17 protein-coding genes are annotated in these 15,230 nt (G+C 68.8%); 13 read left to right on the top strand and 4 right to left on the bottom strand.

Features of this window, described 5'->3' with window-relative positions; all coding sequences use genetic code 11:
- Window positions 1-7: 7 nt before the first annotated feature.
- From ACT6QK_RS12825 to ACT6QK_RS12785, 9 genes are all read left to right on the top strand, one after another.
- Window positions 8-112, top strand: a complete 105-nt coding sequence (locus ACT6QK_RS12825; RefSeq protein ID WP_444598212.1) for a Flp family type IVb pilin — start codon at window positions 8-10, stop codon at window positions 110-112.
- A 116-nt stretch (window positions 113-228) separates the two neighbouring features.
- Entirely contained in the window at window positions 229-744 is a 516-nt protein-coding gene (locus tag ACT6QK_RS12820) for an A24 family peptidase (RefSeq protein WP_444598211.1), read from the top strand.
- Window positions 745-869: 125 nt separating this feature from the next.
- Window positions 870-1,832 carry a Flp pilus assembly protein CpaB gene (gene cpaB / locus ACT6QK_RS12815; RefSeq protein ID WP_444598210.1) on the top strand — a complete coding sequence of 321 codons (963 nt, stop codon included), beginning with the start codon at window positions 870-872 and terminating at the stop codon, window positions 1,830-1,832.
- Window positions 1,829-3,454, top strand: a complete 1,626-nt coding sequence (locus ACT6QK_RS12810; protein ID WP_444598209.1) for a type II and III secretion system protein family protein — start codon at window positions 1,829-1,831, stop codon at window positions 3,452-3,454. Before cpaB ends, ACT6QK_RS12810 begins: the two co-directional genes overlap by 4 nt.
- A gap of 11 nt (window positions 3,455-3,465) precedes the next feature.
- Window positions 3,466-4,170: a CpaD family pilus assembly protein gene (locus tag ACT6QK_RS12805; RefSeq protein ID WP_444598208.1), complete on the top strand. Its 705-nt coding sequence runs from the start codon at window positions 3,466-3,468 to the stop codon at window positions 4,168-4,170.
- Window positions 4,171-4,174: 4 nt separating this feature from the next.
- Window positions 4,175-5,770 (top strand): AAA family ATPase, encoded by a 1,596-nt coding sequence (locus ACT6QK_RS12800; protein WP_444598207.1) that lies wholly within the window; start codon window positions 4,175-4,177, stop codon window positions 5,768-5,770.
- Window positions 5,771-5,869: 99 nt separating this feature from the next.
- Entirely contained in the window at window positions 5,870-7,426 is a 1,557-nt protein-coding gene (locus ACT6QK_RS12795) for a CpaF family protein (RefSeq protein WP_444598206.1), read from the top strand.
- 4 nt (window positions 7,427-7,430) lie between these two features.
- A complete protein-coding gene (locus ACT6QK_RS12790; protein ID WP_444598205.1) occupies window positions 7,431-8,411 on the top strand; it encodes a type II secretion system F family protein in 981 nt (326 codons plus the stop codon).
- 9 nt (window positions 8,412-8,420) lie between these two features.
- Complete coding sequence (locus tag ACT6QK_RS12785; protein ID WP_444598204.1) at window positions 8,421-9,398, top strand: type II secretion system F family protein; 978 nt, start codon at window positions 8,421-8,423, stop codon at window positions 9,396-9,398.
- Window positions 9,399-9,413: 15 nt separating this feature from the next.
- Here ACT6QK_RS12785 and ACT6QK_RS12780 read toward each other — a convergent pair whose 3' ends face one another.
- Entirely contained in the window at window positions 9,414-9,845 is a 432-nt protein-coding gene (locus ACT6QK_RS12780) for an SRPBCC domain-containing protein (RefSeq protein WP_444598203.1), read from the bottom strand.
- 21 nt (window positions 9,846-9,866) lie between these two features.
- On the opposite strand from ACT6QK_RS12780, the gene ACT6QK_RS12775 reads away from it, so the two are divergent.
- Window positions 9,867-10,538, top strand: coding sequence for an IPTL-CTERM sorting domain-containing protein (locus ACT6QK_RS12775; protein ID WP_444598202.1), 672 nt, complete (start codon window positions 9,867-9,869; stop codon window positions 10,536-10,538).
- Here ACT6QK_RS12775 and ACT6QK_RS12770 read toward each other — a convergent pair.
- Both ACT6QK_RS12770 and ACT6QK_RS12765 read right to left on the bottom strand, forming a co-directional pair.
- Entirely contained in the window at window positions 10,535-11,839 is a 1,305-nt protein-coding gene (locus ACT6QK_RS12770) for an MFS transporter (protein ID WP_444598201.1), read from the bottom strand. The genes ACT6QK_RS12775 and ACT6QK_RS12770 overlap by 4 nt on opposite strands.
- Window positions 11,840-11,882: 43 nt before the next feature.
- Complete coding sequence (locus tag ACT6QK_RS12765; RefSeq protein WP_444598200.1) at window positions 11,883-12,227, bottom strand: hypothetical protein; 345 nt, start codon at window positions 12,225-12,227, stop codon at window positions 11,883-11,885.
- A 109-nt stretch (window positions 12,228-12,336) separates the two neighbouring features.
- Between ACT6QK_RS12765 and ACT6QK_RS12760 the strand changes: the two genes are divergently transcribed.
- From ACT6QK_RS12760 to ACT6QK_RS12750, 3 genes are read left to right on the top strand one after another with little or no spacing between them, the layout of a single operon-like run.
- A complete protein-coding gene (locus ACT6QK_RS12760; protein WP_444598199.1) occupies window positions 12,337-13,677 on the top strand; it encodes an amidohydrolase in 1,341 nt (446 codons plus the stop codon).
- 58 nt (window positions 13,678-13,735) lie between these two features.
- A complete protein-coding gene (locus ACT6QK_RS12755; RefSeq protein WP_444598198.1) occupies window positions 13,736-14,077 on the top strand; it encodes a RidA family protein in 342 nt (113 codons plus the stop codon).
- 2 nt (window positions 14,078-14,079) lie between these two features.
- Window positions 14,080-14,298, top strand: coding sequence for a hypothetical protein (locus ACT6QK_RS12750; RefSeq protein ID WP_444598197.1), 219 nt, complete (start codon window positions 14,080-14,082; stop codon window positions 14,296-14,298).
- A 130-nt stretch (window positions 14,299-14,428) separates the two neighbouring features.
- On the opposite strand, the gene ACT6QK_RS12745 is transcribed toward ACT6QK_RS12750, so the two are convergent.
- Window positions 14,429-15,230 (bottom strand): S1 RNA-binding domain-containing protein (locus ACT6QK_RS12745; protein WP_444598196.1); only part of this gene is annotated, 802 nt, incomplete at its 5' end.

The following is a 15,230-nucleotide window of genomic DNA, read 5'->3' as shown; positions in this document are numbered from 1 at the left end:
GTACGGCCTGATCGCCGCCCTGATCGCTGTCGTCATCATCGGCGCCGTCACGGCCCTGGGCACCACCATCTCGGGCAAGTTCGAGGAAGTCACCGAAGGCATGGGCGGCTAAGCCGACCTGACCTGAGGTCTTCAGACCGGCGAGGGGCCGGGGCGGAAACGCCCCGGCCCCTTTGCTTTCTCGCCGCCGAAACCCGGCTTTAACGGCCTCCCGCGTAGAGTGTCGCCATGACCGTCATCCATGTCGCCCTTCTGAGCCTCCTGCCCGCCCTCGTGATCGTCGCGGCGCTGAAGGATCTGACCTCCATGACCATTCCGAACTGGATCTCGGGGGTGCTCGTCCTCGGCTTCGCCCCGGTGGCCTGGGCAGCCGGTCTGGATCTGGCCGCCGTCGGCGGACATCTGGCGGCCGGGGTTCTGGCTCTCGCCATCGGGATCGGCCTGTTCGCGGGCCGCATCATCGGCGGGGGCGACGCCAAACTCATGGCCGCCGCCGCCCTCTGGCTGGGCTGGGGGAGCGCGGGCATGGCGGCCCTCTGGATCGGCCTGTTCGGCGGCGCCTTTTGCATGCTGCTGATTCTGGCCCGGCGGGGCTTCCAGCCCTACGTCGTCGGCATGGGCGGCTGGGCCGGACGGCTGCTGGAGCCCAAGGGCGATATTCCCTATGGCGTGGCCATCTGCGCCGGCGTGCTGATGGTGTTTCCGGCCAGTTCGATCGCCGTGGCCCTCACAGCCCTGGGTTGAGACCCTTTTTTACAAAACGCCGTGGGCGCGTTTAGGAGCGCGTTAACCTCACGCCTTCATTCTTGTTAACGGCAGGGAACCGGAAATCGATTCCGGCGCGATCGCGGCCCTGTCGGAGACCGTCGATGAAGCCCGCCCGTATCGCCGTCATCTGTGTCGCCGCCGTCGCCGCCATCGGGCTGGCCTTTGTCGTGCGCGCCATGGGATCTTCCGGAAAACCCGTCGCCGTCGCCTCCGCCGCCGCGCCCGAGGCCGTGCCGATGGCCAAGGTCCTGGTCGCCGCGCGCGACCTGAAACCGGGCCAGCGCCTGACCGAAGCCGATCTGGACTGGAAGGACTGGCCGGTCGCCGAGGTCAATCCGGCCTTCATCACCGACGGCTCCGTCCCCCTTCCCAAGCCGCCGACCCCAGCCGAGGCCGAAGAGGCCGCCAAGGACGTCAAAAAGGGCGCCAAGGACGATCAGACCGTCGAGGGCGCCGACAAGCCGAAGGGCGCCGTCGCCGCCGTCACTCGTGCCGCCACGGAGATGGCGACCGGCGGCGCCAAGGCCGACTATGTCGGTTCGGTCGTGCGCGAACCCATCCTGGCCGGAGAGCCCATCGTCCCGCGCAAGATCGTGCGCGCCGGGGACAGCGGCTATCTGGCCGCCTATCTGGAGCCCGGCATGCGGGCCATGGCCATCCGCGTCTCGGTCGAGACCGCCGCCGGGGGCTTCATCCTGCCCGGCGACCGCGTGGACGTGCTCCTGACGCGCCAGACGACGCTGAGCAACATCGCCGGCGCCACGCAGGAATCCAAGTTCGCCTCCTCGACCGTGATGCGCAACGTCAAGGTTCTGGCCATCGACCAGACCACGCGCGCAGCCGAGGACGAACAGGCGGTGGTGGGCGCGACCGCCACCCTGGAGCTGGGGCCCCAGGACGCCGAGGCCCTGGCCCTGGCCAAGTCCGAGGGCGACCTGTCGCTGGTGCTGCGCTCTTACGCCGATACCGAAGGCCCCTCCGGCCGCGTCGCCCCGCCGCCGCGCCAGAACGCCGTCGTGCGCGTCTATCGCGGCGGCGAGGCCGAAACCGTGGTGGTGCAATGACCCTTCCCTCCGCCTCCCTCGCCCGTCGCCTCACAGCCCTGGCGGCGACACTCGCCCTGACCGCCGGCGCGATCGCGCCCATGAGTGTGGCGGCCCAGATCAGCGCCGCGCCCGCCTATGCCGCGCCGACCTATTCCGCCCCGGTGGCAGCGACGGGCCTGCAATCCGCCGTGCCCTTGGGCGGGGCGCCGCGGCCGGTCAGCATCGCGCGAGGGGCGTCCTTCGCCGTCGACCTGCCGACCGATGCCCGTGACGTCATCATCGCCGACCCCCGCGTGGCCGAGGCCATGCTGCACAACTCGCGCCGCATCACCATCATCGGGGTCGGCGCGGGCCAGACCGACGCGGTCTTCCTGGACGCCGCCGGACGGCCGATCCTGTCGCTCAAGGTTCGGGTCGATGCGGGCGTCTCGGCCCTGCAGGAGACGATCAACCGGATCGCGCCCGGCGCCCAGGTCACGGCCGAGGCCATCAACGACAGCGTGGTTCTGACCGGACTGGTCACCAGCCCGGCCGAGGCCGACCGCATCGCCCGCGTCGCCGGCGCCTTCGTCTCGGCGCCGGAGAAGGTGCTGAACATGATTTCCGTCGCCGGTTCGGATCAGGTGACGCTCAAGGTCCGCGTGATCGAGGTGCAGCGCAACGCCATCAAACAGCTCGGCTTCGACACCTCCGCCGTGATCGGCCAACTGGGGGACACCCAGTTCCTGCTCGGCCAGGCGGCGACCTGGGGCGTCAACGGCGGCCTCCTGGGCGGCGTCTCGGGCGGGGTGTCACGCGACACCACCCAGAACTATCAGCTGGAGCGTCCCTGCACGGGCGCCGGATGGGCCGAGGGCGCCCTGTGTCCCTTCACGGTGCGCGGACCCGAGGATGCGGCCAACTGGGACACCGCCCAGCCCGGCACGGGCCCCGGCTCCGACGATCTCAACAAGGGCGAGGCCACCATCAAGGCCTTCGAGCGGGTCGGCCTGGTTCGCACCCTGGCCGAGCCCAACCTGACCTCGGTCAATGGAGAAAGCGCCAGCTTCCTGGCCGGCGGCGAGTTCCCGGTTCCGACCGGTCGCGACCGCGACGGCAACGTCTCCATCGAATACAAGCCCTATGGCGTCAGCCTGGCCTTCCGCCCGGTGGTCCTGACCGGCGGGCGCATCTCGCTGCAGGTCAAGGTCGAGGTGTCCGAACTGACCAGCCAGGGCGGCTTCACCCTGGGCGCCGGCACGGCCTCGGCCCTGACGCTTCAGGGGCTTCAGGTCCGCCGCTCCGAGAACACGGTCGAACTGCCGTCGGGCGGGGCGATGATGATCGCGGGCCTGCTGCAGGAATCCACGCGCCAGGCCATCGATTCCCTGCCGGGCATGGCGACCATGCCCGTCCTGGGCTCCCTGTTCCGCTCGCGCGACTATCTGAGCGGCGAGACCGAACTGGTGGTGATCGTCGAACCCTATCTGGTGACCGCGACCTCGCCCGGTCGGCTGCAGACGCCCGCCGACGGCCTGCGGATCGCGACCGACATCCAGACCACCCTGTTCGGCCAGCTGAACCAGACCTACGGCACCCCGTCGCCCGCCGCCTCGGGCGGGGCCGGGTGGCAGGGCCCCGTGGGCTATGTGATCGATTGAGAGGCCGGAAGATGCATCGCACACAGCCCCCCGGAACCCGCCGCGCCACGCGCGTGAGCCTGATCGCGGCCCTGGTCGCGTCCGCGAGCCTCGCGGCCTGCATGGGCGCCCCGGCCGGCGGTTACGGCCCCGCGCCCCTGACCCCGACGTCCCGCTTCTCGCTTCAGGTCGAAAGCGGTCTGGACCGTATCGCCCTGAACGTCCACGAGGACGGCCTTTCGCAGACCCAGAACGCGGCTCTGGCCGCCCTGGTCGGCCGCTATGTGGCCGCCGGCGCTCCGGTCATCCGCGTCGAGGCGCCGGGCGGCGAAGATCCGGTGTCCAATGGTTTCGCCTGGGCGACCAAGGCCGCGCTGGAAGCGCTCGGCGCCCCGGGACAGGTGCAGGTGATCTCCTATGCGGCGCCGGACCCCCGCGCCCCGGTTCTGGTCGGCTTCGAGACCCTGAGGGCCGCCGTGCCCCAGTGCGGAACCCATTGGGACAACCTGTCGCGCACCGCCAACAACGCCACCTCCAGCAACTTCGGCTGCGCGGTGACGGCCAATCTGGCGGCCCAGATCGCCAACCCCCGCGACATCGTACAGCCCCGCGCCATCACCCCGACCGAGTCCAGCCGTCGCTCCGTGGTCTTCGACCACTACCGCAAGGGCGAACCCACGGCCGCGACCCGGGAGACCCTGGTGGCCGAAGGGCGTGTCTCCCAGGCGGTGAATTGACGCTATGACCAACGCCTTCGCCAACAGCCCCCTGGACGCCTTCGAGGACGAGTTCGACCTCGACACCGAGTTCCTGTCCGCCTCCCCGGCGGCCCTGCCCCAGGCGCCGGCCGCCTTCGCCGCGCCCCAGGCGCCGCCGGCGCCGATGCAGACAGCCCCGGTTCAGACAGCCCCGGTTCAGGCCGGCTTTATCGAGCCGCCCCCCGTTTCGACCGCCCCGACGCCTGTCGCCCCGACCCATCCTGTCCAGGCGCCTCAGGCTCCCGTCGATCCGACGCCGGCCTATGCCGCGCCGGCCGCCTCTGCGGAGCCGACGCCGCCGATCACCGATCACACAGCCGTGCGCGCCGACGTATCGATCCCGCGCATCGCCATCCACGTCTTCGCCGAACGCCAGGACACCCTCGCCTCGGCCGAGCGCGCGGGCCAGGACCGGCGGATGAGCCGCGCCACGACCCATATCCGCAGCGGCGGCGTCCCGGCGGCGGTCCAGGCCTATCAGCATGAGCCGACCCCGCCGCTGATCGTGGTCGAGTGCATGGCCGACCCCGGCACGCTGCTGGCCCAGGTCGACGCCCTGGCCGAGGTCTGTGACGCCGGCACCAAGGTCATCGTGGTCGGCGCCACCAACGACATCCTGCTGTTCCGCGAACTGATGCGGCGAGGAGTCAGCGAATACCTCGTCGCGCCGATCCAGCCCCTGCAGCTGATCGCGGCCATCGGCGGCCTGTTCTCCGACCCCAGCCAGCCCTTCGTCGGCCGCACCATCGCCTTCGTCGGCGCGCGCGGCGGGGCCGGCGCCTCGGCCGTGGCCCACAACACCGCCTACGCCATTTCCGAGCGCATCGGCGCCAACTCGGTCATCGTCGACTACGACCTGCCGTTCGGCACGGCGGGTCTGGACTTCAATCAGGATCCGCTGAACGGCGTCGCTGACGCCCTGGGCCAGCCGGATCGCCTGGACGCCACCCTGCTGGACCGGATGATGGTCCGCTGCACCGACAAGCTCTCCCTGTTCGCCGCCCCGGCCACCCTGGACAACGACTGGGACATCAGCGCCGAGGCCTTCGAGGAGGTCACCGGACGCATCCGCGGCACGGCCCCCTTCGTCATCCTGGACATTCCGCACCTCTGGTCGCCCTGGGTGAGGCGCACCCTCATCACCGCCGACGAGGTGGTGGTGGTGGCGACGCCCGACCTGGCCAGCCTGCGCAACGCCAAGAACATGATCGACCTGATCCGTCAGGGTCGCCCGAACGACGCTCCGCCGCGTCTGGTGCTGAACCAGGTCGGCCTGCCGGGTCGCCCCGAGATCCCGACCAAGGACTTCGGCGCCGCCCTGGGCGTGCATCCCAGCCTGGTCATCCCGTTCGACGCCAAGCTGTTCGGGGCGGCCGCCAACAACGGCCAGATGATCATCGACGCCGCCGCCAAATCCAAGGCCGCCGAGGCCTTCCAGACCCTGGCCCAGATCGTCACCCAGCGCGAACTGCCCCAGACGCCGGGCAAGGGCGCCAAGCCCGCCAAGGCCGCCAAGGCGGCGCCTGCGCCCAAGGCGGAGGGCAAGTCTCTGCTGGCCGGCCTGTTCAAGAAGGGCTGATCGGGCGTGTTCGGAAAGCGTTCAGGTCAGGCCCCGGGGCCTCAGAGCGTCGCCCCTGCGGTTTCGGAGGCTCGTGCTGCGCCTCAGCTCGCCCAAGGCGTGCAGGCCCAGGCCTTCGGCTTCTCCGACGACATCGACGAAGAGGCCGAGTTCGTCCACGCGGCCTCTGGTCCGACCGCCTCCCAGACCGCCTCTCAAACCGCCTCTCAGGGCCATCGTCCGACCGCCTCGGCCTCGGCGGATCGCCTCGACGCCCTGGCGCGCCCCAAGGCCGCTCCCGCGCCGGTCCCCGCGCCACAGGCCGGCGGCCCCGGACCCCGCCAGACGCCCGGCCTCGAGCAGCTCAAGCGCGCCCAGCCGGTCACCGAGATCGTTCGCGAACAATCGGACTACTACCACGCGACGAAGACCACGATCTTCAACGCCTTGATGAACACCATCGACCTGTCCCAACTGGCTCAGCTGGACCAGAAGGCGGCGTCGGAAGAGATCCGCGACATCGTCGCCGAACTGGTGGCGATCAAGAACGTCTCCATGTCGGTGGCCGAGCAGGAGCACCTGGTCCAGGACATCGTCAAAGACATCCTGGGCTATGGACCGCTGGAGCCTCTGCTGGCCCGCGACGACATCGCCGACATCATGGTCAACGGCGCGGGCCGGGTCTTCATCGAAGTGGGCGGCAAGGTCCAGCTGACCAACGTCCGCTTCCGCGACAACACCCAGCTGATGAACATCTGCCAGCGGATCGTCAGTCAGGTCGGCCGCCGCGTGGACGAAAGCAGCCCCATCTGCGACGCCCGTCTGCCGGACGGGTCGCGGGTCAACGTCATCGCCCCGCCCCTGGCGATCGACGGACCGACCCTGACGATCCGGAAGTTCAAGAAGGACAAGCTGACGATGCGCAACCTGGTGGAGTACGCCTCCATCAGTCCGGAAGGGGCGCGCGTTCTCGGCGTCATCGGGGCCTGCCGCTGCAACGTCGTCATCTCGGGCGGCACGGGTTCGGGCAAGACCACCCTGCTGAACACCATGACGGCCTTCATCGACCCGACCGAGCGGGTCATCACCTGCGAGGACGCGGCCGAGCTTCAGCTGCAGCAGCCGCATGTGGTCCGTCTTGAGACCCGGCCGCCGAACCTCGAAGGCCAGGGCATGATCACCATGCGCGACCTGGTGAAGAACTGCCTGCGGATGCGCCCCGAACGCATCATCGTCGGCGAGGTCCGGGGCCCGGAGGCCTTCGACCTGTTGCAGGCCATGAACACCGGCCACGACGGCTCGATGGGCACGCTCCACGCCAACTCCCCGCGTGAGGCCATCAGCCGGATGGAATCCATGATCACCATGGGCGGCTACGGCCTGCCGTCCAAGACCATCCGCGAGATGATCACCGGCTCGGTCGACATCATCATCCAGGCCACCCGACTGCGCGACGGCTCGCGCCGCATCACCCACATCACCGAGGTGGTCGGGCTGGAGGGCGACGTGATCGTCACCCAGGACCTGTTCGTCTATGAGATCACCGGCGAGGACGCCAACGGCAAGGTCGTCGGCCGCCATCGTTCGACCGGCATCGCCCGTCCCCGCTTCTGGGACCGCGCCCGCTACTACGGGCTGGAACGGGAACTGGCCGAGGCCCTGGACGCGGCGGAGTAACGGGATGCTGCCGATCCTCGCGGCGGTTCTCGCCTTCATCACCATCGGCGGACTGGGCTGGGCCTTCGTGGGGGGCGACGCGCCCGCCGACCAGGGCGTCAAGCGCGCCAGAGCCCTGGCCGCCTCGCCCAACTCCAAGGCCGCCCGCAAGATCGCCGCCGCCCAGGCCAATACGCCCGAGGCCCGCCGCAAGCAGATCCTGCTTCAGCTCAAGGACGCCGAGCGCAAGGAACGCAAGGCCCGCCTGACCATGGCGGCCAAGCTGACCCAGGCCGGTCTGTCGCTGAACATCCGCACCTTCTGGATCATCAGCGTGGTCCTCGGGGTTCTGGCCCTGCTGCTGCCCTGGCTGCTGGGGGCCAATATCTTCCTCTGCCTCGGTCTGGGCGCCGTTTTCGGTCTGGGCCTCCCGCGCTGGGTCGTCAGCTTCATGGGCAAGCGCCGGATGAAGCAGTTTTCGGGCGAGTTCGCCAACGCCGTGGATGTCATCGTGCGCGGCATCAAGTCGGGCCTGCCGGTTCACGAGTGCTTCAAGATCATCGCCAAGGAGAGCCCGGCGCCTTTGGGTCCGGAGTTCCAGCGGCTGGTCGAGGCCATCGGCGTGGGCCAGACCCTCGCCCAGGCACTGGACAAGATGTACGAGCGCATGCCGACCAGCGAACTGAAGTTCTTCTCGATCGTCATCGCCATCCAGCAGAAGACAGGCGGCAACCTGGCCGAGGCCCTGTCCAACCTGACGACCGTGCTGCGCGCGCGCCGCATGATGGGCGAGAAGATCAAGGCCCTGTCGTCCGAGGCCATGGCCTCCGCCGGCATCATCGGCTCCCTGCCGATCATCGTCATGGGTCTCGTCTTCCTGACCACGCCCGCCTACATCATGCTGCTGTTCACCGACCCGCGCGGCCAGGTGATGCTCCTGGGGGCGGCGATCTGGATGTCCTGCGGCGTCTTCGTGATGAAGCGCATGATCTCGTTCAAGTTCTAGGGCGGCGTGATGATCCACTTCCTGACCCAGCCCCAGAACCTGATCAGCATCCTCGTCGGCCTGCTGGTCTTCGCCACCCTGGTCACCCTGCTGGCCCCCATGGCCGGCGGGGCCAGCCTGGAGGGACGCATGAAGGCCGTGGCCCAGCGCCGGGACGAGCTGAAGCGCCGCTCACGCCAGGCCCTGGCCACCGGCGCGGGCGGGCTGCGCCACACCGACGAAGGCTTCCAGAAGGACATCGTCGAACGGCTGAATCTGACCAAGCTGCTGGAAGACCCCAAGGTCGTCGACAAGATGGCCCAGGCCGGCTTCCGCGGGCCCAAGCCCCTGACGCGGTTCTACTTCTTCCGCTTCACCATGCCCTTCGTCTTCATGGCTCTGGCGGTCTTCTACCTGTTCGTCGTCAACGACTTCGGCCAGCCGGTCATGATCCGCATCACCGGCGTCATGATCGCAACGATGATCGGCTTCTATGCGCCGAACATCTATCTCACGAACCGGATCGCCAAGCGCCAGCAGTCGATCATGCAGGCCTTCCCGGACGCGCTCGACCTGCTGCTGATCTGCGTCGAGGCCGGGATGTCGATCGAACAGGCCATCGTCAAGGTCAGCCAGGAGATCGGCCCGTCCTCCATCGACCTGGCCGAGGAGCTCAGCCTGCTGTCGGCGGAACTGTCCTACCTGCCCGAGCGCCGCATGGCCTACGAAGGTCTGGCCAAGCGCACCAACCATGCGGGGGTCAAGTCGGTGGCCACCGCCATGGTCCAGGCCGAACAGTACGGCACGCCCCTGGGCACGGCCCTGCGCACCATGGCCAAGGAAAACCGGGATCTGAGAATGTCGGCGGCGGAAAAGAAGGCCGCGGCCCTGCCGGCCAAGCTGACCGTGCCGATGATCCTGTTCTTCCTGCCGGTGCTGTTCGTGGTGATCCTGGGGCCCGCGATCATCAACATCCAGGACACCATGAGGGGCACGGGCGGCGGCTGATCGCCAGCCGTCCTTTCAGGAAGCTTCGGCGGCCGCCTTGATCGCCTGACTGACCTCGTCATAGGCGGCGCGGATCACCCGCTTGTGCTTGTCGTGGAAGCTCTCGCCCCGGAAGCCGGACAGGACCAGGCCGTTGGCGACGATGCAGTTGCCGGGCTCCAGCTCGTCGATCTCGAAGAAGCGCAGGGCGCCGAACTGCCAGCCGCGCTTTTCGGCCAGCACCAGCTGCGCCCGGGGCTGCCATTCGGCGACCCGGTACTGGACCTGGCGTTCAGGCAGGCTCTCGACCCGTTCGGTGAGGGCGATCTGCCCCCCGAAGGCGATATGGCCGGAGACCCCCGTCTCGACCGGATTCCAGCGATCCCAATAGGAAAGGTCCTCGATCAGGGCCCAGATGCGGTCGGCCGACGTCTGGACGCCGATGCGGCTTTGGATTCGGAGGGTCATATTCACGATTTCGCAAGCCTTTTGGGCGGACGCAAGGCGGCGAGCGCGGGTCAGGTGTCGGGCTTTTCATTGTTCAGTACGGCTGGAACGCCCGACCTGCCGGAAAACACGGAGGTCCTCATGAACACGCTTGGCTTTGCGTCCATTCTCTTCGTCGTCTCCGCCATGGCGACGGCGGCTTTGGCGGCGCCTGTAACCTACAACGTCAGCGGGACGTTCGACGCGAGCGGCGCCAGCGGAACCTATTCCGGCGTCTTCACCTATGACGCCGCGACAGACACGGCTTCCGCTGTCTCGATCACCACAACGCCCGGTTTGGCCAACGACGGGATCACAGGTGTGCCGGGACTGACGTTCACCGAGGTGGTGGACGCGTTTGACGGCGCGATACTCGTCACTCCCGCAGGCGCCGTGGCGGGGGATCGTATTCTGAACCTGAACTTCACACCGGATCTGGCGGATACCGCCCCCGCACTCCTGATCGTGGAAGACGCCGTATGCGACGACGAATGCGACGGCCTGGCCGTCACGCCGGATTCGCAATACCGGTGGGCGACGACCAACTCCCTGAGCGTCGCCGGCCTCGTGGCCGTGCCGACCATGACGGAATGGGCGATGATCCTGTTCGGCCTGGCGCTCGCGAGCGGGGCTGTCGCCGTCCTGCGGCGTCGTCGCGCCACCGCCGGGTTTTAGCTACCGCCCTCAGGCCCCGGCTGGCTCGCCGGCGGTTCAGACGCCGCCACGGCGACCGGCGCTGGGCTGGAGGCCCTCAGGACTGGGCTGAACAGGGCGACCCCTAGCGCCAGCGCCAGAAGCCCGGCGTTGGCGGCGAAGGGCGCGAACTCGGCCATCTCATACAGGGCCACACCGATCACCGGCGGGCCGAGGAAGCTGAGGCCGGCCAGCGACATCATCAGCCCGGCGACCGCGCCCTGTTCCGACGGACCGACGGCTAGGGAGGACCCGGCCGTGAAGCCCGGCCGGGCGAAGCCGACGCCCATGGACACGATGGCGTAGCCGACCACCACGCCGAAATAGGCCGGGGCGAAGATGCTGACGACATTGCCCGCCAGGGCCAGGCCGGCCCCCCACCGCATCAGCTCGCGTGGCTGCAGCTTCAGCAGGGGGATCAGCCCCCACTGGACCATCAGGGTGGCGACCGCGCCGGTCAGCATGGCGATGCCGATGAAGGGCTGGGCCTCGCGCGCGGCCATGGCGCCGAGGCCAGACCCCGCCGAGGCCAGCTCGTCGATGATGTGGAAGCCCAGCACCGAGATGTTGACCGCCTGGGCGCCCGTGACCAGCAGGCCGTAGAGCAGGAAGTCGCGCACGCGCCGGTCCTTCCACAGACCCTTGTCGCGTCGGTCGGGCCGCCCGGTGGGGGAGGGGGTGCGAACGACCTCGCCGCTGGGCAGCTTGCGCCAGACCACCACCAGCATGACCAGGGCGATCAGGGCGAAGGCGTACATGGGCCCGGCCAGGCCGACGATCGGCAGGACGAAGACCGGCGCCAGGGTTGGGCCGATGACGGTGCCCAACCCCTGGGCCGAGGCCAGCAGGGACATGGCCTGGGTGCGCTCGTCCGCCGTGGTGCGGTCCGCGACATAGGCCTGGGAGGCGATCGGGGCGGCCGAGCCGAACAGGCCGTAGACGCTGCGCGCCACCGCCATCAGGACGAAGGCGAAGACGGCGCCCAGCCAATGCTCGAGGCCCGAGGTGGCGGCCAGGCCGAAACCCGTCATGGAGATGACGAAGCCCCACAGGCCGATCATGATGACCCGCTTGCGGCCCATCGTGTCGGACAACCGGGCCCAGAAGGGCGAGGTCAGGGTCCACAGCAGAGCCGAGATGGCGAAGGCGCCCGCCACCAGGGTGTCGGACAGCCGGAACTCGCGCCCGATGGCGGGCAGCACCGATTGCAGCGCCATATTGCCGCCCGAGGCGATCAGGCTGACGGCGCACAGGATGAAGAAGGCGGGCGAGCGAAGGTTCACGCCCCTGTTCTACGCCTCTGTCAGGCCGAGGCCAGTGCCGGCGTCAAATCAGTTCGTGCGACGGGCCGGCCTTCAAGCGACGGTCGTCGTGCAGCCCCAGCCGCGCCTTGACCTCGAACAGGTCCGCGCCGGCAGGGACGATCAGCAGGGCCTTTGGGTTGGCGGCGTTGACGGCCACGACCGCCTTCTTGGGGCAGATGTCGAAACAGTCGGTCTCCTTGACGACCAGCTCGGCCTTCTTGCCCTTTCCGGCCTTCAGATACTTGCGCAGGGCCTTCTTCAGCGACTTGTCGCCCTCGGGGCCGAAGCCGCCGTCCAGCTTCTTTGAGCATTTTCGACAGACCAGGACGACCTGCCGCCAGTTCGTGGTTGCGCTCTTGACCGCCATGGACCGGTGATCGGGCAAGCCGTGCGTCGATGCAAGACGCTTGCGCCCCGCGTCGCCAAAGCTTCATGATCCGGTCTTCCCCGAACCCGCCGCCTCACGGAGACCCGCCATGCGCCGCGACCGAGCCGCCATCCTCCTCGCCGCCGCCCTGACGCTGGGCGCGGCGGGCGCGGCCCATGCCCAGGATCGGGCCCAGCCGGCCCCCTCGGACGATCTCGCCGCTGTGGTCGCCGCGGCGGCCGAGCGGGCCAACCCTCGAGTGATAGAGTGGCGCCGGCATCTGCATGAGAATCCCGAGCTGGGCTTCGCCGAAACCAGCACCGCCGCCTATGTCGTCGAACGGCTGCGGGCCCTGGGCCTGGAGGTGACCACAGGCGTCGCCAAGACCGGGGTTGTGGGGGTGCTCAAGGGCGATCTTCCGGGTTCGCGCGTCGTGGCCCTGAGGTCCGACATGGACGCCCTGCCGGTGCTGGAGGCCACGGGCCTGCCCTTTGCGTCCAAGGCCACGGGAACCTATCAGGGGGCGACCGTGCCCGTCGCCCATGCCTGCGGTCACGACGCCCACATGGCCATGCTCTTGGGCGCCGCCGAGGTGCTGGCCGGCATGAAGGACCGGTTCGGCGGCACGGTGGTCTTCATCTTCCAGCCGGCGGAGGAGGGCGCCCCTCCGGGAGAGCCCCTGGGCGGCGCCGCCCTGATGATCCAGGAGGGGGTGCTCAGGGACCACAAGGTCGAGGCCATCTTCGGCATCCACGTCGTGCCCGGAAAGGCCGGGACGCTGTTCTATCGGCCCCAGGGCTTCATGGCGGCGTCCGACCGGATCGACATCACCCTGAACGGCCGCCAGACCCACGGCGCCTGGCCCTGGCGCGGCGTGGACGTCATCGCCGCCTCGGCCCAGGTGGTGAACACCATCAATACCCTGACAGCGCGGACCATCGACCCGACGACGACGCCGACGGTCTTCACCGTCGCCACCATCAACGCCGGCGTCCGCTACAACATCATCCCCGATCAGGCGACGCTGAGCGGCACGCTTCGCACCTTCGACATCGCCTCGCGCGACGATCTGGTCAAGCGGGCCGAGGCTGCGGTCGATCATGTCGCGGAAATCTATGGGGCGACGGCCGACTTCTCGATCCGCCAGAATGCGGCCCTGACCTACAACGACCCGGCCCTGTCGGCCTGGCTGGCGCCGGTGCTGGCCGAGGCCTCGCCGGTCGGGACGGTCAATCCGGCCACCCCGCCGACGACGGTGGCCGAGGACTTCTCCTATTTCCAGAAGGAGATCCCCGGGGTCTTCTATCATCTGGGCGGGACGAAGGAGGGCGTCGATCCGGCCCAGACCGCGCCGAACCATTCGCCACAGTTCGACGTGGACGAGAGCGCCCTGCCGGTCGGGGTCCGGGCCCATGCGATGACCGCGCTGAGGTTCCTGCAACGGCCGTGAGACTGGCGCGAAAGGCTCCGGAGGACTAAGGCCGGGCGACCCCTTCAGGAGACCCGTCATGATCACCCGCCTCGACCCCGGCGCCCGCATGAGCGAGGCCGTCATCCATGGCGACACCCTCTATCTGGCCGGTCAGGTCGGCGAGCCGGGCGAAGACGTGGTCGCCCAGACAAAGACGGCCCTGGCAGAGATCGACGCCCTGCTGGCGCGGGCCGGGTCGGACAAGTCGAAGATCCTGATGGCCGTCATCTGGCTGGCCGACATCGCCGACTTCGCCGCCATGAACAGCGTCTGGGACGCCTGGGTCGATCGGGCCAATCCCCCGGCGCGCGCGACCTCCGAGGCCCGGCTGGCCGACCCCGGCTACAAGGTCGAGATCGTCATCACGGCGGCGCGCTGACCATGAGCCGGAGCGAGCTGGAACGGTTCAAGGCCGCACGGGTGACCGCCATCTACCGCCTCGACCTGATCGCCAAAGGCGCCCAGATCACCTACGACGACGGCACGCCGGTCGACATGGCCGACGAAAAGCAAAGGCTGGAAGCGGTCGTCGCCGACATGGACCGCCGCATCGCCAAACTGGAACTGCGGGATGCGAAGCCGACCGGGCCGCTGAATTAGCCATTCGACCGGACACAGGGCGGCCCGACGCCCACCGCCCCGGGAGAGGGGTGGTCTCGACAGCAGGCGCGCAAGACAAAGGCCCCGCTGTTTCCAGCGGGGCCTCGTTCATTCGGCGGTGCCCGGGAGGTCAGTCCCGGCGACGGCGGCCGCGGTCGCCGCCGCGGTCACGGTCGCCGCCTTCGCGCTTGGGGCGGCCGCCGGTGTCTTCCGACAGGGGGGCTTCGCCGCGTTCGGCGCGTTCGGCGTTGATCTTGTCCGTCAGGTCTTCACCCGTGGTCTGATCGACGACCTTCATCGACAGCTTGGTCTTGCCGCGATCGTCCATGCCGAGGAACTTGACCTTCACTTCCTGGCCTTCCGAGACGACGTCGGCCGGGTTGGCGACGCGCTCCAGGGCCATCTGCGACACGTGGACAAGACCGTCCTTGGCGCCGAAGAAGTTCACGAAGGCGCCGAAATCGACGACCTTGACCACCTTGCCGGTATAGATGGTGCCGACTTCCGGCTCGGAGACGATGGACTGGATCCAGGCCTTGGCGGCGTCGATCTTTTCCTGGTCCGAGGCGGCGATCTTGACGGTGCCGTCGTCCTCGATGTTGACCTTGGCGCCGGTCTTTTCGACGATCTCGCGGATCACCTTGCCGCCGGTGCCGATGACTTCGCGGATCTTGTCGACCGGGACCTTGATGGACTCGATCTTGGGCGCGAACTCACCCAGCTCGGTGCGGGCGCCGTCGATGGCCTTGTCCATCTCGTCGAGGATGTGAAGACGACCGGCCGACGCCTGGGCGATGGCCTTCTTCATGATCTCCTCGGTGATGCCGGCGACCTTGATGTCCATCTGCAGCGAGGTGATGCCATCGGCCGTCCCCGCGACCTTGAAGTCCATGTCGCCGAGATGGTCCTCGTCACCCAGGATGTCGGACAGC

This window comes from Brevundimonas sp., assembly GCF_052436175.1.
In the GTDB taxonomy this organism is placed as follows: Bacteria; Pseudomonadota; Alphaproteobacteria; order Caulobacterales; family Caulobacteraceae; genus Brevundimonas.
The sequence above is the reverse complement of the archived record's forward strand: the minus strand, read 5'-3'. Positions and strand labels throughout refer to the sequence as shown.

What these genes read in the sequence shown, in the direction of transcription:
- ACT6QK_RS12755 (WP_444598198.1), top strand. Translation starts at nt 13,736, where the DNA reads ATGATCACCCGCCTCGACCCCGGCGCCCGCATGAGCGAGGCCGTCATC.
- ACT6QK_RS12800 (WP_444598207.1), top strand. Translation starts at nt 4,175, where the DNA reads ATGACCAACGCCTTCGCCAACAGCCCCCTGGACGCCTTCGAGGACGAG.
- ACT6QK_RS12750 (WP_444598197.1), top strand. Translation starts at nt 14,080, where the DNA reads ATGAGCCGGAGCGAGCTGGAACGGTTCAAGGCCGCACGGGTGACCGCC.
- ACT6QK_RS12805 (WP_444598208.1), top strand. Translation starts at nt 3,466, where the DNA reads ATGCATCGCACACAGCCCCCCGGAACCCGCCGCGCCACGCGCGTGAGC.
- ACT6QK_RS12810 (WP_444598209.1), top strand. Translation starts at nt 1,829, where the DNA reads ATGACCCTTCCCTCCGCCTCCCTCGCCCGTCGCCTCACAGCCCTGGCG.
- ACT6QK_RS12780 (WP_444598203.1), bottom strand. Translation starts at nt 9,845, where the DNA reads ATGACCCTCCGAATCCAAAGCCGCATCGGCGTCCAGACGTCGGCCGAC.
- ACT6QK_RS12765 (WP_444598200.1), bottom strand. Translation starts at nt 12,227, where the DNA reads ATGGCGGTCAAGAGCGCAACCACGAACTGGCGGCAGGTCGTCCTGGTC.
- ACT6QK_RS12785 (WP_444598204.1), top strand. Translation starts at nt 8,421, where the DNA reads ATGATCCACTTCCTGACCCAGCCCCAGAACCTGATCAGCATCCTCGTC.
- ACT6QK_RS12760 (WP_444598199.1), top strand. Translation starts at nt 12,337, where the DNA reads ATGCGCCGCGACCGAGCCGCCATCCTCCTCGCCGCCGCCCTGACGCTG.
- cpaB (WP_444598210.1), top strand. Translation starts at nt 870, where the DNA reads ATGAAGCCCGCCCGTATCGCCGTCATCTGTGTCGCCGCCGTCGCCGCC.
- ACT6QK_RS12820 (WP_444598211.1), top strand. Translation starts at nt 229, where the DNA reads ATGACCGTCATCCATGTCGCCCTTCTGAGCCTCCTGCCCGCCCTCGTG.
- ACT6QK_RS12790 (WP_444598205.1), top strand. Translation starts at nt 7,431, where the DNA reads ATGCTGCCGATCCTCGCGGCGGTTCTCGCCTTCATCACCATCGGCGGA.